The sequence below is a fragment of the Rathayibacter sp. VKM Ac-2835 genome, from assembly GCF_013266705.1.
Classification (GTDB): Bacteria; Actinomycetota; Actinomycetes; order Actinomycetales; family Microbacteriaceae; genus Rathayibacter.
The window spans coordinates 1,083,016-1,104,481 of sequence record NZ_JABSNQ010000001.1 but is presented as its reverse complement, the minus strand read 5'-3'; the positions used below and the strand labels follow the sequence as shown (position 1 = coordinate 1,104,481).

The window sequence follows — 21,466 nt, the reverse complement described above, 5'->3', positions numbered from 1 at the left end:
GAGAAATGGTGGAGTCGATCGCACGCGTGCGACACATCCGCGTCACCCCCCAGAAGGCTCGCCGTGTCGTGAACCTGATCCGCGGGAAGCAGGCGGAGGAGGCCCTGGCCATCCTCAAGTTCGCCCCGCAGGGTGCGTCCGAGCCCGTCTACAAGCTCGTCGCCTCGGCGATGGCCAACGCTCGCGTCAAGGCCGATGCCTCGAACGAGTACCTCGACGACCAGGACCTGTTCGTGTCCCGCGCCTTCGTCGATGAGGGAACCACCCTCAAGCGATTCCAGCCCCGTGCTCAGGGTCGTGCCTTCCGCATCAACAAGCGCACCAGCCACATCACCGTCGTGCTGGCCACTCCTGAGGAGGGGACCAAGTAATGGGTCAGAAAGTAAACCCCTACGGTTTCCGTCTGGGAATCACCACCGACCACGTGTCGCGCTGGTTCTCCGACAGCACCAAGAAGGGCCAGCGGTACAGCGACTTCCTCGCTGAGGACGTCAAGATCCGCCGGCTCCTCGCCACGCAGCTCGACCGCGCGGGCGTCGCCCGCATCGAGATCGAGCGCACCCGCGACCGCGTCCGCGTCGACATCCACACCGCCCGCCCGGGCATCGTGATCGGCCGCCGCGGCGCCGAGGCCGAGCGCATCCGCGCCGACCTCGAGAAGCTCACCGCCAAGCAGATCCAGCTGAACATCCTCGAGGTGAAGAACCCCGAGGCCGAGGCTCAGCTGGTCGCGCAGGGCATCGCCGAGCAGCTCTCCGCCCGCGTGGCCTTCCGCCGCGCGATGCGCAAGGGTCTGCAGGGCGCGCAGCGCGCCGGCGCCAAGGGCGTCCGCATCCAGGTCTCCGGCCGCCTCGGCGGCGCCGAGATGAGCCGCTCGGAGTTCTACCGCGAGGGACGCGTGCCGCTGCACACCCTCCGCGCGAACATCGACTACGGCTTCTACGAGGCGAAGACCACCTTCGGCCGCATCGGCGTGAAGGTCTGGATCTACAAGGGCGACATCACCAACAAGGAGCTCGCTCGGGAGCAGGCGAACAGCAAGTCGTCGCGCCCCGAGCGCAGCGACCGTCCGCGTCGCGCCCCCCGCCAGCAGAGCGAGGCGCCCGTCGCAGCAGGAGTTGAGGCATAACCATGTTGATTCCGCGTCGAGTCAAGCACCGCAAGCAGCACCACCCGGGCCGTTCCGGCCAGGCCACCGGCGGCACCAAGGTGTCGTTCGGTGAGTACGGCATCCAGGCCCTCACCCCGGCCTACGTGACCAACCGTCAGATCGAGTCCGCTCGTATCGCCATGACGCGCCACATCAAGCGCGGTGGAAAGGTGTGGATCAACATCTACCCCGACCGCCCGCTGACCAAGAAGCCCGCCGAGACCCGCATGGGTTCCGGAAAGGGCTCGCCGGAGTGGTGGGTCGCGAACGTCAAGCCGGGTCGCGTCCTCTTCGAGGTCGCCGGCGTCGACGAGCAGCTCGCTCGTGAGGCCATGACCCGTGCCATCCACAAGCTGCCCCTCAAGGCACGCATCATCAAGCGCGAGGAGGGAGACGCATAATGGCGATCGGATCCAAGGAGCTCGTTCCCACCGAGCTCGACACCTTCGAGGACGAGCGTCTCGTCACGGAGCTGAAGAAGGCCAAGGAGGAGCTGTTCAACCTCCGCTTCCAGTCGGCCACCGGCCAGCTGGACACCAACGGCCGCCTGCGTGCCGTCAAGCGCGACATCGCCCGCATCTACACGGTCATCCGTGAGCGCGAGCTGGGCATCCGCGCCACCCCCGCACCCGTCGAGGCCCCGGCCAAGGCGGAGAAGAAGCCGAAGACCAAGAAGGCCGCCAAGGCCGAGGTCGAGGCGACCGAGTCGAACGAGGAGGCCAAGTAATGGCAACCGTCACTGACAGCGCCGGCCACGAGTCGGCCGCCCACGACATCAAGGAGGCGGGCGCTCGCGGTTACCGCAAGACCCGTCGCGGCTACGTGACCAGCGACAAGATGGACAAGACCATCGTCGTCGAGGTCGAGGACCGGGTGAAGCACCCGCTGTACGGCAAGGTCATCCGCCGCACGTCCAAGGTCAAGGTCCACGACGAGCTGAACTCCGCCGGCATCGGCGACTCCGTCGTCATCAGCGAGACCCGTCCCCTCAGCGCCACCAAGCGCTGGCGCCTGGTCGAGATCCTCGAGAAGGCCAAGTAGGCCCCGGCCCGCTTGAGTTAGCAGGAGAGACACATGCTTCAGCAAGAATCCCGAGTCAAGGTCGCCGACAACACCGGCGCCAAGATGCTCCTCACCATCCGCGTGCTCGGTGGCTCCGGCCGCCGCTACGCCGGCCTCGGTGACGTCATCGTCGCGACCGTCAAGGACGCGATCCCCGGCGGAAACGTCAAGAAGGGCGATGTGGTCAAGGCCGTCATCGTCCGGACCATCAAGCAGACCCGTCGTCCCGACGGCTCGTACATCAAGTTCGACGAGAACGCCGCCGTGATCCTGAAGAACGACGGGGACCCCCGCGGCACCCGCATCTTCGGACCGGTCGGTCGCGAGCTCCGCGACAAGAAGTTCATGAAGATCGTCTCGCTGGCACCGGAGGTTATCTAGTCATGGCCAAGATCAAGAAGGGTGACCTCGTGCAGGTCATCTCGGGCGCGACGCAGGCTCGCGGCGGAGACCGCGGCAAGCAGGGCAAGGTTCTCGAGGTCCTGGTCGAGAAGAACCGCGTCGTCGTCGAGGGTGTGAACTTCGTCAAGAAGCACAACCGCGTCGGCCAGTCGCAGCGCGGCTCGAAGGAGGGCGGCATCGAGACCATCGAGGCCCCGCTCCACATCTCGAACGTCGCGGTCGTCGACCCGAAGACCAAGAAGCCGACCCGGGTCGGCCACCGCAACGTGGCCGTCACCAAGGACGGCGTGACCAAGACGGTTCGCGTGCGCTACGCGAAGGCGTCGGGTGAGGAACTGTAATGACTGACACCACCGCAGTGGCTGCGAAGGTTCAGCCGCGGCTCAAGGCCAAGTACCAGGCCGACATCATCCCCGCTCTCAAGGAGCAGTTCGGCTTCTCGAACGTCCACCAGGTCCCCGGACTGGTCAAGGTCGTCGTGAACACCGGAGTCGGCGAGGCTGCCCGCGACGGCAAGATCATCGACGGCGCCATCAAGGACCTCACCGCGATCACGGGCCAGAAGCCCCAGGTCACGAAGGCCCGCAAGTCCATCGCGCAGTTCAAGCTGCGCGAGGGCCAGGCCATCGGCGCGCACGTCACCCTCCGGGGTGACCGCGCGTGGGAGTTCCTGGACCGCCTGCTCTCGGTGGCGCTGCCGCGCATCCGCGACTTCCGCGGTCTCTCGGACCGCCAGTTCGACGGCAACGGCAACTACACCTTCGGCATCACGGAGCAGTCGATCTTCCACGAGATCGACCAGGACCGCATCGACCGCGTCCGCGGCTTCGACGTGACCGTGGTCACCACCGCGAAGACCGACGACGAGGGTCGCGCGCTGCTCAAGCAGCTCGGCTTCCCGTTCAAGTCGGCGGACAACGCGTAGCACGACCCCCGAGGCCGGAGGGCGGATCACCCGCCCTCCGGCCTCGCTGTGCACCCGGCCGCCCCGCGGTCCGGGTGCACTCCCAGAGCTCCGGTCCTCCTCCGGGAGGATCGGCCGTCGGCCCTCGACCGCCGGCCCTCAGCCGTGTACCATGGCTCGTTGGCCTGCGCTCGCGCGGCCGCATGGGCGTCGACGTCGTCGGCGCCGTCCCACACCACAGGTCGTCACTCTTGTAAAGGGTGCCGAAACCAGGCGAGAAAGGCACCATCAGCCATGACCATGACTGATCCGGTCGCAGATCTGCTGACCAGAATCCGCAACGCGAACTCCGCGCACCACGACTCCATCGCCCTCCCCGGCTCGAAGCTCAAGGCGAACATCGCCGAGATCCTCAAGCGCGAGGGCTACATCTCCGACTGGAAGGTCGAGGAGGCGCGCGTCGGCACGACGCTCTCCATCTCCCTCAAGTACGGACCGAACCGCGAGCGCTCCATCGCCGGCATCAAGCGCGTCTCGAAGCCGGGACTGCGCGTCTACGCGAAGTCGACCGAGATCCCCACCGTCCTCGGTGGCCTCGGCGTCGCCATCCTGTCCACGTCGAGCGGTCTGCTGACCGATCGTCAGGCCGAGAAGAAGGGCGTGGGTGGGGAGATCCTCGCCTACGTGTGGTAACCCCATGTCGCGAATCGGAAGACTCCCCATCGAGATCCCGGCGGGCGTCGACGTCTCCGTCGCCGGATCCCTCGTCACCGTCAAGGGCCCCAAGGGCGAGCTGACCGTCCCGGTCGCCAGCCCCATCCAGGTCGCCGTCGAAGGCGGCCAGGTCCTGGTCTCCCGCCCCGACGACGAGCGCGAGTCGCGCTCGCTGCACGGCCTCACCCGGACGCTCATCGCGAACGACATCATCGGTGTCACGCAGGGCTACTCGAAGGGCCTCGAGGTCGTCGGAACCGGTTACCGCGTGCTGGTGAAGGGCTCGGACATCGAGTTCGCCCTCGGCTTCTCGCACCCGGTCGTCGTCACCCCTCCCGCGGGCATCTCGTTCACGGTCGAGGGCAACAACAAGGTCACCGTGCACGGCATCTCCAAGCAGGCCGTCGGCGAAGTGGCCGCCAACATTCGTAAGATCCGCAAGCCCGAGCCCTACAAGGGCAAGGGCGTGCGCTACGCCGGCGAGGTCGTTCGCCGCAAGGCCGGAAAGAGCGGTAAGTGATCATGGGACTCGGAACCAGAGGAAAGAGCAAGTCCGCTGCGCGCGGTCGTCGTCACGACCGTCTGCGCAAGAAGGTCGTCGGCTCCGCCGAGCGCCCCCGTCTCGTCGTCAACCGATCGGCCCGTCACGTCTTCGTGCAGATCGTCGACGACTCGCAGGGCCGCACCCTCGCGTCCGCGTCGACCCTCGAGGCCGACCTCCGCGTGTTCGACGGTGACAAGACCGCCAAGGCCCGCCGGGTCGGCGAGCTTCTCGCCGAGCGCGCGAAGACCGCAGGAGTCGAGGCGGTCGTCTTCGACCGCGGAGGCAACAAGTACGCCGGTCGCGTCGCCGCGATCGCCGATGGAGCACGAGAGGCAGGGCTCAACCTGTGACCGCCGCAGAGAGCAAGGAACCCGAGGTCGCCGCCGTGTCGGAGGCCCCCGTCGAGACCGCTGCGTCCACGCAGCCCCAGCAGGAGGCCCGCGAGCCCCGTCGTGGCGGCCGTGACCGCAACCAGGGTGGCCGCGATCGCGGTGGCCGCGATTCCGAGAAGAGCCAGTTCCTCGAGCGCGTCGTGACCATCAACCGCGTGTCGAAGGTCGTCAAGGGCGGTCGTCGCTTCAGCTTCACCGCGCTCGTCGTCGTCGGCGACGGCAACGGACTCGTCGGAGTCGGCTACGGCAAGGCCCGCGAGGTCCCCACCGCCATCTCCAAGGGCGTCGAGGAGGCGAAGAAGAACTTCTTCCGCGTCCCGCGCGTCGGCTCGACCATTCCGCACCCCGTCCAGGGTGAGGCCGCTGCCGGTGTGGTGCTCCTGCGCCCCGCCGCCGCGGGTACCGGTGTCATCGCCGGCGGTCCCGTCCGCGCCGTGCTCGAGTGCGCCGGCATCCACGACGTCCTGAGCAAGTCGCTCGGCTCGTCGAACACCATCAACATCGTCCACGCGACGGTGACGGCCCTGCAGCAGCTCGAGGAGCCGCGCGCCGTCGCCGCTCGTCGCGGGCTCGACTTCGACCAGGTCGCGCCGCCCCGGCTCGTCCGTGCCGAGGCCGACGCTCTCGCCGCCGCGTCCAAGTCGAAGGCAGGTGCCTGATGGCCCAGCTCAAGGTGACCCAGATCAAGTCGAAGGTCAGTGAGAAGCAGTACCAGCGCGACACGCTGCGCTCGCTCGGCCTCAGGAAGATCGGTCAGAGCGTCGTCCGCGAGGACAACTCTCAGAACCGCGGATACGTGAAGACCGTCGCCCACCTGGTGAAGGTCGAGGAGATTGACTAATGGCTGAGAAGAACCAGGCCGTCGCGGAGTCCACGACTCCCGAGCAGGCCTCGACCAAGGAGCACGTGCTCAAGGTCCACCACCTCCGTCCCGCGGTCGGCGCCAAGAAGGCGAAGACCCGCGTCGGTCGCGGTGAGGGATCCAAGGGAAAGACCGCCGGTCGCGGCACCAAGGGCACCAAGGCCCGCTACCAGGTGCGCGTCGGCTTCGAGGGTGGGCAGATGCCGCTGCACATGCGCACCCCGAAGCTCCGCGGCTTCAAGAACCCGTTCCGCGTCGAGTACCAGGTCGTGAACCTGTCCGCTCTCGCGGAGCTCTACCCTCAGGGCGGCGACGTCACCATCAGCGACCTGGTCGCGAAGGGTGCCGTTCGCAAGAACGAGAAGGTGAAGGTTCTCGGCGACGGGGACATTGCGGTTACGCTGAACGTCGCGGTCGACAAGGTCTCCAGCTCTGCCGAGCAGAAGATCGTCGCCGCGGGCGGATCCATCAAGTAGCACCAGCAGCTTGTCGGTCGAGCTTGTCGCGTCGACTCCCCACGGGGAGCGCGCGGCAAGCTCGACCTGTATCCCGCACCCAGAACTGAGCAGGAGACCCTAGGTAGATGTTTGGCGCCGTAGCGCGGATCTTCCGCACCCCCGACCTCCGCCGCAAGATCGGCTTCACCCTCGCGATCGTGGCGATCTTCCGGCTGGGATCCTTCATCCCTGCTCCGTTCGTCGACTTCGAGGCCGTCCAGGCCTGCCTCGCCGGCAACCAGGGCACCTCCGGTCTGTACGAGCTCGTGAACCTCTTCAGCGGTGGAGCCCTGCTCCAGCTGTCGATCTTCGCGCTCGGCATCATGCCGTACATCACGGCGTCGATCATCGTGCAGCTGCTGCGCGTGGTCATCCCGCACTTCGAGACCCTCTACAAGGAGGGCCAGTCGGGCCAGGGCCGTCTGACGCAGTACACCCGCTATCTCACGATCGCGCTGGGCGTCCTGCAGTCGACCACCCTCATCACCGTCGCCCGCTCGGGCGCGCTGTTCGGCAACTCCGGTGTCCCGGAGTGCTCGGCGCTCATCATCACCGACGAGTGGTACTCCATCCTGCTCATGGTCATCACCATGACCGCGGGCACCGGCATCATCATGTGGATGGGCGAGCTCATCACCGAGCGCGGCATCGGCAACGGCATGTCGCTCCTGATCTTCACCTCGATCGCCGCCCAGTTCCCCACCTCGCTCTGGTCGATCGCGCAGTCGCGCGGCTTCGAGACCTTCCTCCTCGTCCTCGCGGTCGGGCTCGTGCTCGTCGTCGCGGTCGTCTTCGTCGAGCAGTCGCAGCGGCGGATCCCCGTGCAGTACGCCAAGCGGATGGTCGGGCGCAGAACGTACGGCGGCAACAACACCTACATCCCGATCAAGGTCAACATGGCCGGCGTCGTGCCCGTCATCTTCGCCTCGTCGCTGCTGTACCTGCCCGCGCTCATCGCGCAGTTCAACCAGCCCGCAGCCGGCCAGGAGGCGCCCTTCTGGGTGACCTGGATCACGAACTACCTCACCAAGGGCGATCACCCGCTCTACATGGCGCTGTACTTCCTGCTGATCGTCGGCTTCACCTACTTCTACGTCGCGATCACCTTCAACCCGGACGAGGTCGCCGACAACATGAAGCGCTACGGCGGCTTCATTCCCGGCATCCGCGCCGGTCGTCCGACCGCCGAGTACCTGAACTACGTCCTGACCCGCGTGACGCTGCCCGGCTCGGTCTACCTCGGTCTGATCGCGCTCGTGCCGCTCGTGGCGCTCGCGCTCGTCGGCGCGAACCAGAACTTCCCGTTCGGCGGCACGTCCATCCTGATCATCGTCGGAGTCGGACTCGAGACGGTGAAGCAGATCGACTCCCAGCTGCAGCAGCGCCACTACGAAGGGCTCCTCCGATGACCTCGACCCCGGTCGGCTTCCGTCTGCTGCTGATCGGCCCTCCGGGCGCCGGCAAGGGGACTCAGGCCGCTCGGCTCAGCGAGGTCCTGAAGGTCCCCGCGATCTCGACCGGAGACATCTTCCGCGCCAACGTCGCCAACGAGACCGAGCTCGGCCTCCAGGCCAAGTCGTTCCTCGACGCCGGCCGCTACGTGCCCGATGAGCTGACCAACGCGATCGTGCACGACCGGCTGCAGGAGGCGGACGTCTCCACGGGCTTCCTCCTCGACGGCTACCCGCGCACGACGGAGCAGGTCGACGAGCTCGACCGCATAGTCGCGGCGGACGGCAACCGGCTCGACGCGGTCGTGCAGCTGACGGCCGACCCCGACGAGGTCGTCGCCCGCCTGCTCAAGCGCTCCGCGGAGCAGGGTCGCAGCGACGACACCGAGGAGGTCATCCGGCACCGTCTCGCCCTCTACGAGGAGCAGACCGCGCCGCTGATCGACATCTACGCCGCGCGCGGGCTCGTCATCGTCGTCGACGGCCTCGGCCCGGTCGACGAGGTCACCGAGCGCATCGTCGTCGCCCTCGAGGGCCACCGCGTCGGTCGCCTCGTCGGCGACTCGCCGGCCGCCTGACCCGTGGCGCTGCGCTCCTCCCTCTACAAGACGCCGGCCCAGCTGCGATCGATGATCGCGCCGGGGCTGGCGACCGCCGCCTCCCTCGACGCCGTGCGCGCCGCGGTCCGACCCGGGGTCAGCACGCTCGAGCTCGACGCGATCGCCGAGGCGGCGATCGTCGCGCTCGGCGGTCACTCGAACTTCCAGCTCGTGCCGGGCTACCGGCACACGATCTGCGCGTCGGTGAACGACGAGGTCGTGCACGGGATTCCCGGCGGCCGCGTCCTCGAGGCCGGTGACATCGTCTCGATCGACAGCGGCGCCGAGATCGACGGCTGGAACGGTGACTCGGCGATGACGCTCGTGCTGCCCGACGACGAGCGGCCCGACGAGGTCGCGCGCCGGGAGGCGCTGTCCCGCGTCACCGAGGGCTCGCTCTGGCGCGGCATCGCGGCTCTCGCGTCGGCGCGGCACCTCAACGAGGTGGGCGCGGCGATCGAGGAGTACATCGAGGACGAGGCCGAGGCCTCGGGCCGCGTCTACGGGATCCTCACCGACTACATCGGCCACGGCATCGGCCGCACGATGCACGAGGCGCCGCCGGTCTTCAACTACCGGGTCCGCCAGCGCGGCCCGGAGGTGAAGCCGGGCCTCGTCGTCGCCATCGAGCCCATGGTCACGGCCGGCAGCGCCGAGACCGTCGTGCGCGAGGACGACTGGACGGTCGCCACCGTCGACGGCAGCATGTCCGCGCACTGGGAGCACTCCGTCGCGGTGCACCGCGACGGCATCTGGGTGACGACCCTCGCCGACGGTGGGGCCGCGGGCCTGGCGCAGTACGGGATCGTGCCGACGCCGATCGTCTGAGGCGCTCCGACGTCCGGCCGCGCCTCGGCGAAGTCACACCGGGGGAGCGCCTGCCGCCGCGCGGACGGCGGCGACGCTCGTGGCGACATCGGCGGCATCGGTCGACCAGTTGCTCACCGAGATCCGCAGCACGTCCCGCCCGCGCCAGTGGGAGCCCGACATCCAGACGGTCCCGTCCTCGATGAGCCGGCGAGTCACCTCCCGGGTCCGTTCGTCGGACTCGAAGGCCAGGCAGACCTGGGTGAAGACGACCTCGTTCAGCACGCTGACACCCGGGATCGCCGAGAGTCGATCCGCCAGGTCCCGCGCGGTGGCGGCCAGTCCGTCGACGAGGGAGACGAGGCCGGTCCGGCCCAGCTGTCGCAGGGCCGCCCATACCGGGACACCGCGTGCTCGGCGGGACATCTCCGGTGTCAGGTCCATGGGGTCCGGCTCGTCGCCGTCGGCGCGGATCAGGTAGGCCGTCCGGGTCCCCAGAGCCGCACCCGCGGCCCCGCTCCGCGCCACGACGGCGACTCCGCAGTCGTACGGCACGTTGAGCGTCTTGTGCGCGTCGGTCGCCCAGGAGTCCGCCGTCTCGATCCCGCGCAGCAGCGGACGGAGCGCGGGGCTGGCGCCCGCCCACAAGCCGAAGGCGCCGTCGACGTGCACCCACGCGCCGTGCTCGTGCGCGATCGCGATCGCGTCGGCCATCGGATCGAAGGCGCCGGAGTGCAGGTTCCCGGCCTGGAGGCAGACGATCACGGGGCCGTCCGCACGCTCCAGCGCGACGCGGAGGGCGTCGACGAGGAGGCGGCCCTGGTCGTCGGTGTCGACGACAGCGGGTGCCCCGAGCCCCAGGTAGCGCAGGGCGAGATCGACAGAGGTGTGCCGCTCCCTGCCGGCCAGAACAGTGAGCCGCGGTGCTCCCTGCAGGCCGTGGGCGTTCACGTCCCAGCCCACCCGATCCAGTACGAAGGCGCGGGCGGCGGCCAGCCCGACGACGTTCGCCATCGTCGCCCCGGTGGTGAAGCCGACGTCCGCCGTCGCCGGGAGCCCGAGCGCCGTGAGCAGCCACTCGCCGGCGACCTGCTCGACGGCGGCCGTCGCCGGTGAGGCGTAGCGCATGGCGGCGTTCTGATCCCAGGCGCTGACCAGCCAGTCCGCGCCGAGCGCGGCGGGCAGGGTGCCGCCGATCACCCAGCCGAAGAAGCGCCCGGAGGGCATCGCCATCAGCCCGGGCTCGGCGAGCGTCGCGAGCTCCTCCACCACGACGGCGGGATCGAGCGGGCCCTCCTGCCACGGCCCGTCGAACGTCTCCGCCATCTGCTCGACGTCCCTGGACGGCGGTATCGGCCGACCCGGAAGGGACTCGATCCACCGCATCGCGGCGGCGGACGATCGATCCAGCGTAGAACGGTAGACCTCGGGATCGACAGACATGGGATGCTCCTTCGTCGCAGCGATCGGGGGCGCCCCCTGCCGAGTCTGACCGCCCACCCGCGCCAGGGACAGGGGCACGCCCTGATCGGGTTCCGCGGGGCGGCGCATCGAGACCCGCGTCAGCTGTCGATGACGCGGACGAGCTCCTCGATGAAGCCGCCGAAGTCCGTGGAGCGGCGGATGAGCCGCTGCACCTCGGCACGGTCGGCGAAGACCTCGACGAACTGGTCGAAGACGGACTGGAAGCTGCTGCGCCCGGCGGAGGCGAAGGCGATCATCGCGATCACGTTCACCCGCTGCTCGCCCCACGCCATCGGCACGTCGTTCACGACGATGGCGATCGCCGTGCGGCGCGCGCTCATCGCCATGGCGTGCGGGACGGCGAGGTTGTCGGTGAACGCGGTGGAGCTCATCCGCTCGCGCTCGATCGCCCCGTCGACGTAGTCGTCGTCGATGATGCCGCCGGCGATCATCCGCTCGCCGAGCAGCCGGATCATCGCGGCCTCGTCGCGGGCGTGCACGTTCCGGAAGAAGAGCGACTCGTCGAAGAACTGCAGCAGCTCGTCCTTGATCCGGGCCCGGCGGCGGTGCCGGCGCACGCGCGCGATCGCGCGCCGCACGGCGTCCACGTCGTGGTCGGTGAGGAACGGCTGCACCACGACGACGTCCTCGGAGGCGGGCCGCTCGTCGATCGTCGTGATCACCAGGTCGGCGGTGAGGCGGTCCCAGTCGACGTCGCTCCGGGTGATCAGGGAGCGGACCTCGACCTCGGTGCCGAGCGAGCGCTCCACCCGCAGCCGCAGCATGTGCGCGAGGTCGTAGTAGTTGGGGCAGACGATGACGCAGGAGAGCCGCTCCTCGCGCCGGGACACGCGCTCGAGGAACGAGCCGACGTGCAGGGCGATGTAAGCGATCTCGTCCTCGTTGACCGTGATGCCGCGGAGCCGCTGCAGCCCGCTCGCGAGGAAGACCGCGATCTCGTAGGTCATCGGGAAGCTCGTCTTGATCGAGCGCGTGAGCGGATTGCGCGAGTAGCCGCCTTCCGCCGCCCGCGCGACGAGGTTCCGCACGTGCAGCGCGAGGCGGACGATGAAGCCCTCGTCGTCCAGGTCGACCAGGTAGGCCTCGTTGACGTCGGCGACGAGCTCGCGGACGACCGCGACGTCCTCGGGGTCGAGGTAGTTCTCGACGACGGCCGCGACGGGCTCGTTCTGTCCTGGAGTCGCCACCCTCGTCGTCATCAGGATCGCCAGCTGGGCCAGCTCCGCGTCGGTCAGCCTCGTGGCGAAGTGGCGCTCGACGAGCTCGGCGAGCAGTGCGGCCAGCTCGCCGTGGACCGCGGGGGAGGGGCGCGAGCCGGACGGGTCGCCGATGCCCCGCGAGACGCGGTCGACGGCGATCGCGATGTGCAGCAGCACGCTGTTCACGCCGTAGTCGTTGATGTAGTAGCCGCGGGTCTCGAGCTCGGCGAGCAGCTCGGTCTTGAACGCGCCGAGACCGGGGGAGGCGAACTCGCGCTGCACGTCGTCGAGCGTGAAGACGCCCTGCGCGCTCTCGTCGCGGAACATCCGCGAGATCAGCCGGCGTCGCGCCTCCTCGCTGCCCTCGAGCCGCACGGCCGGGCCGCGGCGCACGAGGGCCAGCCCCGCCTCGTCCGCCAGCGCCTTGACCCGCCGCAGATCCGCGTCGATCGTCGATTCGCTGACGGAGAGCGTCTCGGCGAGAACGGCGACGTCGAGCCCGTCGTCGGAGTCGACCAGGCGCCGGACGATGCTGTACAGCCGGTCGCGCGGGGTGTCCGGCTCGACGTCGCGGAGCAGCCGGGTCTCGAGGAACGCCGAGTACGCGTCCCGCGCGAGCCGGTAGCCGTTGGCCGACGACTCCACGGGCTCGAGCGGAGCCGCCTGGGCCTTGACCGCGGTCACGTAGCTGCGGACGCTCCGGGTGGTGACCCCGAGCCGGTCGGCGAGCTCGTGCGCCGTCACCCAGCCGTCGGCGCGGGAGAGGTACTCCAGCAGTCGTTCGCGGTTGTCAGGCATCGGTCTTCCAGTCAACCATCTCCGGGTCGGCGGGGGCGGACCCGCGCCGACACCGCCGGGAGCGCTCTTCCGCCCCCGCGGAAGATTGTCTGCCGCAGCGGACGCGGGGCCCGGCGAGATGCTTGGATGAGGCAAGACCCGGACGCGAGGAGGCGAACGAGGTGCGCACGATCCTGATCGTCTGCGGTGCAGGCGCGTCGAGCACGTTCCTGGCCCACCGGCTGCGAGCGGGCGCGAAGCAGCGCGGCATCGATGCCGTGTTCCGATCCGAGACCCTCACGGGTGTCGCGGACGCCCTGCCCCTGGCGGACGTCCTCCTGGTCGGACCGCATCTCGAGTCGCAGTTCGACGAGCTCCGCCAGCGCGCGGTGCACGTCGGCGCCGCGGCAGCCCTCCTCCCTCACGACGTCTTCGGGGCGCACGGTGCCGATGCCGTGCTCGACACCCTGCCCGTCCTCTTCGCCGCTCGCGCGGTCGTCGCAGGATCGGACGGGGACGCCCCACCTCCCGCCACGGGCGCCGCGCCCGGCACCGGGAACCACTGACGCAGTTCCGACTGCAGGATCAAGGAGAAACGTTCATGGTCGAGCGCACCGTGCAGGTTGCATCGTCGAAGGGCCTCCACGCCCGTCCCGCCTCGCTCTTCAGCCAGGCCGCGGCGAAGTCGGGTCAGAAGGTCCTGGTCAAGAAGGGCGAGGGCACCGCGGTCAACGCGGCCTCCATCCTCGGCATCATCTCGCTCGGCATCGAGCACGGCGACTCGCTGACCCTCTCGGTCGAGGGCGACAACGAGCAGGCCGTCCTCGAGGAGCTCAGCGAGTTCCTCAGCACTGACCACGACGCCTAAGACCCCTCGCCCCCACCGCCCTCTCACCGCCGAGACGCACACAGGAACCGAGATCTCATGACGCTGTCCACTCCTTCGACCGCCTACGCCTCCGCGAAGCTCCAGGGCACCGGTGTCGGCCGCGGGCTGGCCCTCGGGCCGGTCCTGCGCATGCCCGATCCGCTGCCCGAGCCCGAGGACACCGCCAGCACGCGGTCCGTCGCTCAGGAGGAGGAGCGCGCGGTGTCGTCGCTGTCGGCGACCGCCGCGACCATCCGCCACCGCGGTGAGCGCGCCGGCGGCTCGGCGAAGGACGTGCTCGACGCGCAGGCGCTGATGGCGGAGGACCCCTCGCTCGCGGACGACGTCAAGGCGCGCCTCGCGACCGGCAAGACCGCCGAGCGCGCGGTGCACGAGGCGTTCGCCGGCTTCCGCGACCTGCTGGTCGCGATGGGCGGGTACATGGCCGAGCGGGCGACCGACCTCGACGACGTCTCGCAGCGGGTCGTGGCGCACCTGCGCGGCGTCCCGGCGCCCGGCGTCCCCGAGTCGGACGAGCCGTTCGTGCTCGTCGCCCGCGACCTCGCGCCGGCCGACACCGCGCTGCTCGACCTCGAGAAGGTCCTCGGCCTGATCACGAGCGACGGCGGCCCGACCTCGCACACGGCGATCCTCGCCCGGGAGAAGTCGATCACCGCCATCGTCGGCACCACCGGAGCGCTCGACCTGCGCGACGGCCAGCTCGTCATCCTCGACGCGTCCTCCGGTGTGGTGACGGTGAACCCGTCCGACGTCGAGATCGGCGACGCGAAGTCCTCGATCGCCGAGCGCGCCGAGATGCTCGCGGCGCCGGTCGTCCCCGGCGCCCTCGCCGGCGGCCACGCCGTGCCGCTGCTGGCGAACCTCGGCTCCGCCGACGGCGCCGCGAACGCGGTCGAGCTCGGAGCGGAGGGCGTGGGCCTGTTCCGCACCGAGTTCCTCTTCCTCGATGCGAAGGAGGCGCCGACCGTCGCCGAGCAGGCCGAGCAGTACACCCGCCTGCTGGCCGCCTTCCCCGGTCGCAAGGTCGTGGTGCGCGCGCTCGACGCCGGCGCCGACAAGCCGCTCGCCTTCCTCAACGACGACCACGAGGAGAACCCGGCGCTCGGTCTCCGCGGCCTCCGCGCGCTGCGCGCGAGCGAGCAGATCCTCCGCGACCAGCTCACCGCGCTCGCCCAGGCCGACGCCGCGACCGACGCCGACCTCTGGGTCATGGCGCCGATGGTCGCGACCGTCGACGAGACCCGCTACTTCACCTCCATGGCCAAGGAGCTCGGGATCCGCACGGCCGGCGTGATGGTGGAGGTCCCCTCCTCCGCCCTGCTCGCCGACCGGATCCTCGGAGTCGCCGACTTCGCCTCCATCGGCACCAACGACCTGACCCAGTACACCCTCGCCGCCGACCGGATGCTCGGCACCGTGTCGGCGTTCCAGGACCCGTGGCACCCCGCCGTTCTCCGCCTCGTCGGCGAGGTCGGGCGCGCGGGCGCCGCACTGGGCAAGCCCGTCGGCATCTGCGGCGAGGCCGCCGCGGATCCGCTGCTCGCCGTGGTCCTCGTGGGCCTCGGCGCGACGACCCTCTCGATGTCGCCGTCGGCTCTCGCCGACGTCCGCGCCGAGCTGGCCGAGCACACCCTCGAGGACGCGAAGCGCTACGCCGAGCTCGCCCTCGCGGCCGACAGCGCGGCGGACGCCCGGTCCGCCGTCACCGAGGCGATCGCCGCCTCCTGATCCCGGGGATCGCGCGGCCCGCATCCGCGCGATCCTCCGCAGCACCACCCCGCCCCACCGCACCATCCGCACCACCCCTGCACCACCCCGTCTCGTCCCGCCCCGCGGGAGCCCGGCCCGCCTCAGGAGCGACCGGATCTCCCACCCTCAGAATCGGAGAACACACCACATGACAACGACGTCAGCGACGTCGACGCGCGGAGGTACGCGCGTCCACGTCCAGCGATTCGGCACCTTCCTCTCGGGGATGGTCATGCCGAACATCGCGGCCTTCATCGCGTGGGGTCTCATCACCTCGCTCTTCATCGCCGCGGGCTGGCTGCCCAACGGCATCCTCGGCGGCTTCGGCGACGCAGCCCAGATCGGCTGGGAGGGTGCCCGCACCCAGCTCGCCGCCGGTGAGGACGGCGCGACCTTCCAGCAGTACGTGGGTCTCGTCGCCCCGATGATCACCTACCTGCTGCCCCTGCTCATCGCGAACACCGGTGGCCGCATGGTCTACGGCCAGCGCGGTGGCGTGGTCGCCTCGATCGCCACCATGGGCGTCATCGTCGGCGCCACCATCCCGATGTTCCTCGGCGCCATGATCATCGGCCCGCTGGCCGCGTGGCTGATGAAGAAGGTCGACTCGATCTGGGACGGCAAGATCAAGCCCGGCTTCGAGATGCTGGTCAACAACTTCTCCGCCGGAATCCTCGGCATGCTGCTCTCGCTCGGCGCGTTCTTCGGCATCGCCCCGATCATCTCGTTCCTCACCAAGATCCTCGGCGACGGCGTCGACCTCCTGGTGAACGCGGGCCTGCTGCCGCTGACCTCGATCTTCATCGAGCCGGCCAAGATCCTGTTCCTCAACAACGCCATCAACCAGGGCGTCCTCACCCCGCTCGGCACCGTCATGGCGCAGGAGCAGGGCAAGTCGTACCTGTTCCTGCTCGAGGCCAACCCCGGCCCCGGCATGGGCGTGCTGCTCGCCTTCGCGATCTTCGGTGTGGGCATCGCACGCGGCTCCGCTCCCGGCGCCGCGCTGATCCACTTCGTCGGCGGCATCCACGAGATCTACTTCCCCTACGTGCTGATGAAGCCCGCGCTCGTCGCGGCCGTCATCCTCGGCGGCATGACCGGCGTCGCGACCAACGTCGCGTTCGACTCCGGCCTCGTCGCCCCGGCATCGCCGGGATCGATCATCGCGGTGCTCCTGCAGACCTCGCGGGACAGCTACCTCGGCGTGATCCTCTCGGTCCTGCTCTCGATGGCCGTGTCGTTCGTCGTCGCGTCGTTCATCATCCGCGGCAGCCGCAAGCGCGACCTCGACGCGATGGCCGCCGGTGACGACAAGCTCGCCGCCGCCGTGGCCGCCAACTCGTCCAACAAGGGCAAGGAGAGCGCCGTCGGCTCGCTCCTCAACGCGAGCGGCGCCTCCAACCAGGACGGCGCCTCGGCGACCGCCACCGCCACCCAGGTCCGCAACATCGTCTTCGCCTGCGACGCCGGGATGGGATCGTCCGCCATGGGCGCGTCCGTCCTGCGGAACAAGATGAAGAAGGCGGGCTTCGAGGACGTCACGGTCACCAACAAGGCGATCGCGGCCCTCGAGGACGACGTCGACCTGGTCATCACCCAGGCCGAGCTGACCGAGCGGGCGCGCCAGCGCACGCCGGGCGCGATCCACGTCTCCGTCGACAACTTCATGAACAGCCCGAAGTACGACGAGGTCGTCTCGCTCGTCGCGGAGCAGCACGGCAAGTAATCGGGAACACCCCTGAGGGAGCCCGTAGGGTGCGACGTGGCGGAGACGCTCCGCTCGCCCCTGCGGGTTCCCTCCTTCGTTCACCACTCCACGGAAAGGACGCACGCCATGAGCGATGTGCTCACCATCGGACAGATCAACGCCTCCGGCACCGCCACGTCGAAGGAGACCGCCATCAAGGAGGCGGCCGACATGCTGGTCGGCGTCGGCGCCGTCACCCCCGCGTACCACGAGGCGATGCTCGCCCGCGAGGCGACCGTCTCCACCTACATGGGCAACCTGCTCGCCATCCCGCACGGCACGAACGACGCGAAGGACGAGATCCGCTCCTCGGCGCTGTCCTTCGTCCGCTACGCGCAGCCGATCGACTGGGACGGCAACGAGGTCCGCTTCGTCGTCGGCATCGCCGGCGTGAACAACGAGCACCTCGAGATCCTCTCCAAGATCGCGATCATCTTCTCCGAGGAGGACGAGGTGCAGAAGCTCCTCGACGCCCCGGACGCGCAGGCGCTCTACGCGCTGCTGGGCGAGGTCAACTCCTGATGCCCACCGCCGTCCACTTCGGCGCCGGCAACATCGGCCGCGGCTTCGTCGGACTGATCCTGCACGGCGCCGGCTACGAGCTCGTCTTCGCCGACGTCAACGCGGCGCTGATCGACCAGCTCGCCGCCGCCGACAGCTACGAGGTGCACGAGGTGGGGGAGTCGCCCGCGACCCACGTCGTCGACGGCTTCCGCGCGATCAACTCGAGCAGCGACGAGGAGGCGCTCGTCCGCGAGATCGCCGCCGCCGACATCGTCACTACCGCGGTGGGCCCGAACATCCTGCGCTTCGTCGCTCCGGTCATCGCGAAGGGCCTCGCGGCCCGAGCGGAGTCGGCGCCCCGCCTGGCCGTGATGGCCTGCGAGAACGCGATCAACGCGACCCGCCTCCTGCAGACCGAGGTCGCCGCCAGCCTGGGCGCGGACGAGTGGGAGCGCCTGCGCACCCGCGCGGTCTTCGCCGACACGGCGGTCGACCGCATCGTGCCGAACCAGGACGCCGGCCAGGGCCTCGACGTCACGGTCGAGAGCTTCTTCGAGTGGGTCGTCGACCGCACGCCCTTCGAGGGCTCCGAGCCCGAGATCCCCGGCGCGACCTGGGTCGACGACCTGGAGCCGTTCATCGAGCGCAAGCTCTTCACGGTGAACACCGGCCACGCGACCGCCGCCTACGTCGGCTTCGCGGCCGGCGCGCACAAGCTGTCGGATGCGCTCGCGCTGCCCGAGGTGCACGACGCGGTGAAGACCGCGCTCGAGGACACCAAGACGCTGATCGTCGAGAAGCACGGCTTCAGCGACGAGGAGCAGGAGGCGTACCTGCAGAAGACGCTGAAGCGCTTCGCCAACCCGCACCTGACCGACACGGTCGACCGGGTCGGTCGCCAGCCGCTGCGCAAGCTCTCGCGGCACGAGCGCTTCATCGGCCCGGCGGCCGAGCTCGCCGAGCGCGGCCACGTGCCGAGCGGTCTGCTCACGGCGATCGGCGCGGCTCTCCGCTTCGACGTGCCGGAGGACCCGCAGAGCGTCGAGCTGAAGGAGAAGCTGGCCGCGCTGTCGCCGGAGGACTTCGTCGCCGAGGTGACCGGGCTCGGCGCGGACCACCCGCTGTTCGCGCAGGTCGTCGCGGTCGTCCGCGGCTGATCCTCGCGGGTCCGCGTCCGACGGGGCGGGATCGGGTGCTCCGGCATCCGGCCCCGCCCCTTCGCGGTTCCGGGGCGGGCCGGACTAGAAGAGGCGCCAGCGGGTCAGCGGCCAGGCCACGGCGAAGACGCGCCCGACCACCCGCTCGATCGGCACCGTCTTCACGCAGGAGTCGATCGGGCCCGGCGCTCCGCGGCAGTCGCCGAGCGAGTCGTTGGAGTTGGAGCGGTGGTCGCCGAGGACGAAGAGCGTGTCCTCGGGCACCGTGTACTCCTGGAAGCAGCGGGCGGAGGCCGGCTGCGAGTCGCAGTCCTGGGTGCCAGGGGTGAACGGGAAGTCCTCGAAGACGTAGTCGCCCACGAGCGGCTGCCCGTCGACGAGCACGTGCCCCTCGGCGTCGCAGCAGGAGACCGTCTGGCCGCCGACGGCGATCACGCGCTTCACGAGGAACTCCTCGTGCGACGGGCCGATGCTCGTCACGTCGCCGAAGTACTTGACCGCCTCTGAGAGCGGGTTGCCGACCGCATCGGCCGCACCCCAGCGCGCGTCCCGCGAGAAGACGACGATCTGCTCCGACTCCGGCTCGCCCTGGAGGGCCGCGGTGCGGTCGACCAGGATGCGGTCGCCGAAGAAGCCGCCGCCCTGCAGCGTGTTCTCCATCGAGCCGGTCGGCACGGTGTACACCTTCACGAAGAACGTCTGCACGAGGGCGATGACGACGATCGCGACCAGCACGGTGACCAGCGGGTGGGAGTACCAGCTCCGCCGGCTCCTCGCCGGGGTGCCGTCCGTCGTCTTCTCCGTGCGCGCCATCCGCGGTCCCTTCGACGTGGGAGAGCCTAGGCGGCGGCCGCCGTGCCCGTCGCCCGCGGCGCGCAGCGCGCCGCCCACCGGCGACACGCCCGGGCTGGCGGAGAAGCGGGGATTCGCGTAGTATCGACCCTTGGTGTTTGCGCGTGCTCCGGCACGCCCGCGCACCGCCTTCCGGGCTCCGCCCGGGGGAGGATCGTCGCGGAAGCATTCGCACGACCAGTACACACACTACTTCCGAACGACAGTGAGGCTATGGCCAAAAAAGACGGTGTCATCGAAATCGAAGGTGCGGTTGTCGAGGCGCTCCCCAACGCGATGTTCCGCGTGGAGCTCACCAACGGACACAAGGTTCTCGCCCACATCTCGGGCAAGATGCGTCAGCACTACATCCGCATCCTCCCCGAGGACCGCGTGATCGTGGAGCTCAGCCCCTACGACCTGACCCGCGGCCGGATCGTCTACCGCTACAAGTAGACGTTCGCTCCGCTCAGTTCGCGACGTGCGTGTCCTGTAAGGAACGGCCCCGGCATCCGCCGGGAGCACGACGCCAGCGAAAACAAGGAACAGAACAATGAAGGTCAACCCCAGCGTCAAGCGCATCTGCGACCACTGCAAGATCATCCGCCGCCACGGCAACGTGATGGTCATCTGCAGCAGCAACCCCCGCCACAAGCAGCGCCAGGGCTAGTCCTCCGGGACTCCCGGCGCTCCTGCGAGGAGCGCGGGCGGGAAACCGCCCAGCAGCACGGCAACACACCACCCCGCAACGTCAGAAATCGCGCAGCGCCCCGGGTCTCCTGGGGTGAACGGCGAGGACACCTTCGGTCGGAGGCCGAGGCACCGACGTTGCTTCACACCTCCACTCACTCACAGGAGAAGCCACCATGGCACGTCTGGCAGGAGTAGACATCCCGCGCGAGAAGCGCGTGGAGGTCGCACTGACCTACATCTACGGAGTCGGCCGCACCAGCGCGCTGAAGACGCTGAGCGACACGGGGATCGACGGCAACATCCGCGTCAAGGACCTCACCGACGACCAGCTCGTCGCGCTCCGCGACTACATCGAGGGCAACTACAAGGTGGAGGGAGACCTCCGCCGCGAGGTCGCCGCCGACATCCGCCGCAAGGTCGAGATCGGGTCCTACGAGGGCATCCGCCACCGTCGCGGCCTCCCGGTCCGTGGACAGCGCACCAAGACGAACGCTCGCACCCGCAAGGGCCCGAAGCGCACCGTCGCCGGCAAGAAGAAGGCCGGCCGCAAGTAACGCGGGCGACACGGACCTAGAGGAGATAACAAGTGGCTACCCCCAAGTCGGCCGCGCGCAAGCCGCGCCGCAAGGAGAAGAAGAACATCGCTGTGGGCCAGGCCCACATCAAGTCGACGTTCAACAACACCATCGTGTCGATCACCGACCCCGCCGGGGCCGTCATCAGCTGGGCCTCGTCCGGTGGAGTCGGCTTCAAGGGCTCGCGCAAGTCGACGCCGTTCGCCGCCCAGCTCGCTGCCGAGTCGGCCGCGCGTCAGGCGCAGGAGCACGGCATGAAGAAGGTCGACGTCTTCGTGAAGGGCCCGGGCTCGGGTCGCGAGACCGCGATCCGCTCGCTCCAGGCCGCCGGCCTCGAGGTCGGCTCGATCAACGACGTCACCCCGCAGGCGCACAACGGCTGCCGCCCGCCGAAGCGCCGTCGCGTCTAACGCAGCACTCGCAGCCGTCGGCCGGCCGCACCCCGCGCTCTCCAGCGCGGCGTGAGGCCGGCCGGC

At 69.6% G+C, this 21,466-nt stretch carries 30 protein-coding genes; 27 read left to right on the top strand and 3 right to left on the bottom strand.

What is annotated here, in order from left to right; translation table 11 throughout:
* Nucleotides 1-5: 5 nt before the first annotated feature.
* The 17 genes from rplV (at nucleotide 6) to map (ending at nucleotide 9,405) form a co-directional block, all read left to right on the top strand.
* On the top strand, nucleotides 6-371 hold the full coding sequence (rplV, locus tag HRK28_RS05200; RefSeq protein ID WP_123445044.1) for a 50S ribosomal protein L22: 366 nt from the start codon (nucleotides 6-8) through the stop codon (nucleotides 369-371).
* Entirely contained in the window at nucleotides 371-1,129 is a 759-nt protein-coding gene (gene rpsC / locus HRK28_RS05195) for a 30S ribosomal protein S3 (RefSeq protein ID WP_056037327.1), read from the top strand. The genes rplV and rpsC overlap by 1 nt, the downstream gene beginning before the upstream one ends.
* 2 nt (nucleotides 1,130-1,131) lie before the next feature.
* Nucleotides 1,132-1,551: a 50S ribosomal protein L16 gene (rplP, locus tag HRK28_RS05190; protein ID WP_123445045.1), complete on the top strand. Its 420-nt coding sequence runs from the start codon at nucleotides 1,132-1,134 to the stop codon at nucleotides 1,549-1,551.
* Nucleotides 1,551-1,877: a 50S ribosomal protein L29 gene (rpmC, locus tag HRK28_RS05185; RefSeq protein ID WP_056037322.1), complete on the top strand. Its 327-nt coding sequence runs from the start codon at nucleotides 1,551-1,553 to the stop codon at nucleotides 1,875-1,877. The genes rplP and rpmC overlap by 1 nt, the downstream gene beginning before the upstream one ends.
* Nucleotides 1,877-2,191, top strand: a complete 315-nt coding sequence (gene rpsQ / locus HRK28_RS05180) for a 30S ribosomal protein S17 (protein WP_123445047.1) — start codon at nucleotides 1,877-1,879, stop codon at nucleotides 2,189-2,191. The genes rpmC and rpsQ overlap by 1 nt, the downstream gene beginning before the upstream one ends.
* A 33-nt stretch (nucleotides 2,192-2,224) precedes the next feature.
* Nucleotides 2,225-2,593 (top strand): 50S ribosomal protein L14, encoded by a 369-nt coding sequence (rplN, locus tag HRK28_RS05175; protein WP_123445048.1) that lies wholly within the window; start codon nucleotides 2,225-2,227, stop codon nucleotides 2,591-2,593.
* Between the two features lie 2 nt (nucleotides 2,594-2,595).
* Nucleotides 2,596-2,955 carry a 50S ribosomal protein L24 gene (rplX, locus tag HRK28_RS05170; protein WP_123445049.1) on the top strand — a complete coding sequence of 120 codons (360 nt, stop codon included), beginning with the start codon at nucleotides 2,596-2,598 and terminating at the stop codon, nucleotides 2,953-2,955.
* The gene (rplE, locus tag HRK28_RS05165; RefSeq protein WP_160087626.1) at nucleotides 2,955-3,539 is read left to right on the top strand and encodes a 50S ribosomal protein L5; all 585 of its coding nucleotides are present in this window, start codon (nucleotides 2,955-2,957) and stop codon (nucleotides 3,537-3,539) included. Before rplX ends, rplE begins: the two co-directional genes overlap by 1 nt.
* Before the next feature lie 273 nt (nucleotides 3,540-3,812).
* Nucleotides 3,813-4,211 carry a 30S ribosomal protein S8 gene (rpsH, locus tag HRK28_RS05160; RefSeq protein WP_123445051.1) on the top strand — a complete coding sequence of 133 codons (399 nt, stop codon included), beginning with the start codon at nucleotides 3,813-3,815 and terminating at the stop codon, nucleotides 4,209-4,211.
* A gap of 4 nt (nucleotides 4,212-4,215) precedes the next feature.
* Entirely contained in the window at nucleotides 4,216-4,752 is a 537-nt protein-coding gene (rplF, locus tag HRK28_RS05155; protein WP_123445052.1) for a 50S ribosomal protein L6, read from the top strand.
* A gap of 2 nt (nucleotides 4,753-4,754) precedes the next feature.
* The gene (gene rplR / locus HRK28_RS05150; protein ID WP_160091229.1) at nucleotides 4,755-5,126 is read left to right on the top strand and encodes a 50S ribosomal protein L18; all 372 of its coding nucleotides are present in this window, start codon (nucleotides 4,755-4,757) and stop codon (nucleotides 5,124-5,126) included.
* A 35-nt stretch (nucleotides 5,127-5,161) separates the two neighbouring features.
* Nucleotides 5,162-5,827 (top strand): 30S ribosomal protein S5, encoded by a 666-nt coding sequence (rpsE, locus tag HRK28_RS05145; protein ID WP_173250993.1) that lies wholly within the window; start codon nucleotides 5,162-5,164, stop codon nucleotides 5,825-5,827.
* Nucleotides 5,827-6,009, top strand: a complete 183-nt coding sequence (rpmD, locus tag HRK28_RS05140) for a 50S ribosomal protein L30 (RefSeq protein WP_173232138.1) — start codon at nucleotides 5,827-5,829, stop codon at nucleotides 6,007-6,009. The genes rpsE and rpmD overlap by 1 nt, the downstream gene beginning before the upstream one ends.
* Nucleotides 6,009-6,506 carry a 50S ribosomal protein L15 gene (gene rplO / locus HRK28_RS05135; RefSeq protein WP_160087630.1) on the top strand — a complete coding sequence of 166 codons (498 nt, stop codon included), beginning with the start codon at nucleotides 6,009-6,011 and terminating at the stop codon, nucleotides 6,504-6,506. Before rpmD ends, rplO begins: the two co-directional genes overlap by 1 nt.
* Nucleotides 6,507-6,613: 107 nt before the next feature.
* The gene (secY, locus tag HRK28_RS05130) at nucleotides 6,614-7,936 is read left to right on the top strand and encodes a preprotein translocase subunit SecY (RefSeq protein WP_123445056.1); all 1,323 of its coding nucleotides are present in this window, start codon (nucleotides 6,614-6,616) and stop codon (nucleotides 7,934-7,936) included.
* On the top strand, nucleotides 7,933-8,556 hold the full coding sequence (locus HRK28_RS05125) for an adenylate kinase (protein WP_173250612.1): 624 nt from the start codon (nucleotides 7,933-7,935) through the stop codon (nucleotides 8,554-8,556). Before secY ends, HRK28_RS05125 begins: the two co-directional genes overlap by 4 nt.
* Before the next feature lie 3 nt (nucleotides 8,557-8,559).
* Complete coding sequence (gene map, locus HRK28_RS05120; RefSeq protein WP_173250611.1) at nucleotides 8,560-9,405, top strand: type I methionyl aminopeptidase; 846 nt, start codon at nucleotides 8,560-8,562, stop codon at nucleotides 9,403-9,405.
* A gap of 33 nt (nucleotides 9,406-9,438) precedes the next feature.
* Here map and HRK28_RS05115 read toward each other — a convergent pair whose 3' ends face one another.
* Together HRK28_RS05115 and HRK28_RS05110 are read right to left on the bottom strand one after the other, a co-directional pair.
* Nucleotides 9,439-10,827 carry an aminotransferase class V-fold PLP-dependent enzyme gene (locus HRK28_RS05115; protein WP_173250610.1) on the bottom strand — a complete coding sequence of 463 codons (1,389 nt, stop codon included), beginning with the start codon at nucleotides 10,825-10,827 and terminating at the stop codon, nucleotides 9,439-9,441.
* A 119-nt stretch (nucleotides 10,828-10,946) separates the two neighbouring features.
* Nucleotides 10,947-12,866 carry a transcription antiterminator gene (locus HRK28_RS05110; protein WP_173250609.1) on the bottom strand — a complete coding sequence of 640 codons (1,920 nt, stop codon included), beginning with the start codon at nucleotides 12,864-12,866 and terminating at the stop codon, nucleotides 10,947-10,949.
* A gap of 161 nt (nucleotides 12,867-13,027) precedes the next feature.
* Here HRK28_RS05110 and HRK28_RS05105 point away from each other — a divergent pair, with 161 nt between their 5' ends.
* The 6 genes from HRK28_RS05105 (at nucleotide 13,028) to HRK28_RS05085 (ending at nucleotide 18,891) form a co-directional block, all read left to right on the top strand.
* Nucleotides 13,028-13,411: a PTS sugar transporter subunit IIB gene (locus HRK28_RS05105; protein WP_160087634.1), complete on the top strand. Its 384-nt coding sequence runs from the start codon at nucleotides 13,028-13,030 to the stop codon at nucleotides 13,409-13,411.
* 35 nt (nucleotides 13,412-13,446) lie between these two features.
* Nucleotides 13,447-13,713 (top strand): HPr family phosphocarrier protein, encoded by a 267-nt coding sequence (locus HRK28_RS05100; protein WP_160087635.1) that lies wholly within the window; start codon nucleotides 13,447-13,449, stop codon nucleotides 13,711-13,713.
* A gap of 57 nt (nucleotides 13,714-13,770) precedes the next feature.
* The gene (ptsP, locus tag HRK28_RS05095; RefSeq protein WP_173250608.1) at nucleotides 13,771-15,462 is read left to right on the top strand and encodes a phosphoenolpyruvate--protein phosphotransferase; all 1,692 of its coding nucleotides are present in this window, start codon (nucleotides 13,771-13,773) and stop codon (nucleotides 15,460-15,462) included.
* A gap of 169 nt (nucleotides 15,463-15,631) precedes the next feature.
* Nucleotides 15,632-17,209, top strand: a complete 1,578-nt coding sequence (locus HRK28_RS05090) for a PTS mannitol transporter subunit IICB (RefSeq protein WP_123702120.1) — start codon at nucleotides 15,632-15,634, stop codon at nucleotides 17,207-17,209.
* Between the two features lie 108 nt (nucleotides 17,210-17,317).
* A complete protein-coding gene (locus tag HRK28_RS20000) occupies nucleotides 17,318-17,752 on the top strand; it encodes a PTS sugar transporter subunit IIA (RefSeq protein ID WP_160087637.1) in 435 nt (144 codons plus the stop codon).
* Nucleotides 17,752-18,891: a mannitol-1-phosphate 5-dehydrogenase gene (locus tag HRK28_RS05085; RefSeq protein ID WP_173250607.1), complete on the top strand. Its 1,140-nt coding sequence runs from the start codon at nucleotides 17,752-17,754 to the stop codon at nucleotides 18,889-18,891. The genes HRK28_RS20000 and HRK28_RS05085 overlap by 1 nt, the downstream gene beginning before the upstream one ends.
* A gap of 84 nt (nucleotides 18,892-18,975) precedes the next feature.
* Here the strand turns inward: HRK28_RS05085 and lepB are convergent, their stop codons facing one another.
* Nucleotides 18,976-19,704, bottom strand: coding sequence for a signal peptidase I (lepB, locus tag HRK28_RS05080; RefSeq protein WP_160087639.1), 729 nt, complete (start codon nucleotides 19,702-19,704; stop codon nucleotides 18,976-18,978).
* A 252-nt stretch (nucleotides 19,705-19,956) separates the two neighbouring features.
* Between lepB and infA the strand changes: the two genes are divergently transcribed.
* From infA to rpsK, 4 genes are all read left to right on the top strand, one after another.
* Entirely contained in the window at nucleotides 19,957-20,178 is a 222-nt protein-coding gene (infA, locus tag HRK28_RS05075) for a translation initiation factor IF-1 (RefSeq protein ID WP_022883252.1), read from the top strand.
* 97 nt (nucleotides 20,179-20,275) lie between these two features.
* Nucleotides 20,276-20,392 (top strand): 50S ribosomal protein L36, encoded by a 117-nt coding sequence (rpmJ, locus tag HRK28_RS05070; RefSeq protein ID WP_055787164.1) that lies wholly within the window; start codon nucleotides 20,276-20,278, stop codon nucleotides 20,390-20,392.
* Between the two features lie 196 nt (nucleotides 20,393-20,588).
* Complete coding sequence (rpsM, locus tag HRK28_RS05065; RefSeq protein ID WP_056037260.1) at nucleotides 20,589-20,969, top strand: 30S ribosomal protein S13; 381 nt, start codon at nucleotides 20,589-20,591, stop codon at nucleotides 20,967-20,969.
* Nucleotides 20,970-21,001: 32 nt separating this feature from the next.
* A complete protein-coding gene (gene rpsK, locus HRK28_RS05060) occupies nucleotides 21,002-21,400 on the top strand; it encodes a 30S ribosomal protein S11 (protein WP_056037257.1) in 399 nt (132 codons plus the stop codon).
* Nucleotides 21,401-21,466 lie beyond the last annotated feature (66 nt).

Bases quoted from the DNA above. Each gene is read 5' to 3' on its own strand.
- rpsH (WP_123445051.1), top strand. From the start codon at position 3,813: ATGACCATGACTGATCCGGTCGCAGATCTGCTGACCAGAATCCGCAAC.
- rplR (WP_160091229.1), top strand. From the start codon at position 4,755: ATGGGACTCGGAACCAGAGGAAAGAGCAAGTCCGCTGCGCGCGGTCGT.
- lepB (WP_160087639.1), bottom strand. From the start codon at position 19,704: ATGGCGCGCACGGAGAAGACGACGGACGGCACCCCGGCGAGGAGCCGG.
- rpsM (WP_056037260.1), top strand. From the start codon at position 20,589: ATGGCACGTCTGGCAGGAGTAGACATCCCGCGCGAGAAGCGCGTGGAG.
- rpmC (WP_056037322.1), top strand. From the start codon at position 1,551: ATGGCGATCGGATCCAAGGAGCTCGTTCCCACCGAGCTCGACACCTTC.
- rplV (WP_123445044.1), top strand. From the start codon at position 6: ATGGTGGAGTCGATCGCACGCGTGCGACACATCCGCGTCACCCCCCAG.
- rplP (WP_123445045.1), top strand. From the start codon at position 1,132: ATGTTGATTCCGCGTCGAGTCAAGCACCGCAAGCAGCACCACCCGGGC.
- rplX (WP_123445049.1), top strand. From the start codon at position 2,596: ATGGCCAAGATCAAGAAGGGTGACCTCGTGCAGGTCATCTCGGGCGCG.
- HRK28_RS05100 (WP_160087635.1), top strand. From the start codon at position 13,447: ATGGTCGAGCGCACCGTGCAGGTTGCATCGTCGAAGGGCCTCCACGCC.
- HRK28_RS20000 (WP_160087637.1), top strand. From the start codon at position 17,318: ATGAGCGATGTGCTCACCATCGGACAGATCAACGCCTCCGGCACCGCC.
- HRK28_RS05110 (WP_173250609.1), bottom strand. From the start codon at position 12,866: ATGCCTGACAACCGCGAACGACTGCTGGAGTACCTCTCCCGCGCCGAC.
- HRK28_RS05125 (WP_173250612.1), top strand. From the start codon at position 7,933: ATGACCTCGACCCCGGTCGGCTTCCGTCTGCTGCTGATCGGCCCTCCG.
- ptsP (WP_173250608.1), top strand. From the start codon at position 13,771: ATGACGCTGTCCACTCCTTCGACCGCCTACGCCTCCGCGAAGCTCCAG.
- rplO (WP_160087630.1), top strand. From the start codon at position 6,009: ATGGCTGAGAAGAACCAGGCCGTCGCGGAGTCCACGACTCCCGAGCAG.
- rplN (WP_123445048.1), top strand. From the start codon at position 2,225: ATGCTTCAGCAAGAATCCCGAGTCAAGGTCGCCGACAACACCGGCGCC.
- rpmD (WP_173232138.1), top strand. From the start codon at position 5,827: ATGGCCCAGCTCAAGGTGACCCAGATCAAGTCGAAGGTCAGTGAGAAG.
- rpsC (WP_056037327.1), top strand. From the start codon at position 371: ATGGGTCAGAAAGTAAACCCCTACGGTTTCCGTCTGGGAATCACCACC.
- infA (WP_022883252.1), top strand. From the start codon at position 19,957: ATGGCCAAAAAAGACGGTGTCATCGAAATCGAAGGTGCGGTTGTCGAG.
- HRK28_RS05090 (WP_123702120.1), top strand. From the start codon at position 15,632: ATGACAACGACGTCAGCGACGTCGACGCGCGGAGGTACGCGCGTCCAC.
- secY (WP_123445056.1), top strand. From the start codon at position 6,614: ATGTTTGGCGCCGTAGCGCGGATCTTCCGCACCCCCGACCTCCGCCGC.
- rpmJ (WP_055787164.1), top strand. From the start codon at position 20,276: ATGAAGGTCAACCCCAGCGTCAAGCGCATCTGCGACCACTGCAAGATC.
- HRK28_RS05085 (WP_173250607.1), top strand. From the start codon at position 17,752: ATGCCCACCGCCGTCCACTTCGGCGCCGGCAACATCGGCCGCGGCTTC.
- rplE (WP_160087626.1), top strand. From the start codon at position 2,955: ATGACTGACACCACCGCAGTGGCTGCGAAGGTTCAGCCGCGGCTCAAG.
- rpsQ (WP_123445047.1), top strand. From the start codon at position 1,877: ATGGCAACCGTCACTGACAGCGCCGGCCACGAGTCGGCCGCCCACGAC.
- HRK28_RS05115 (WP_173250610.1), bottom strand. From the start codon at position 10,827: ATGTCTGTCGATCCCGAGGTCTACCGTTCTACGCTGGATCGATCGTCC.
- rplF (WP_123445052.1), top strand. From the start codon at position 4,216: ATGTCGCGAATCGGAAGACTCCCCATCGAGATCCCGGCGGGCGTCGAC.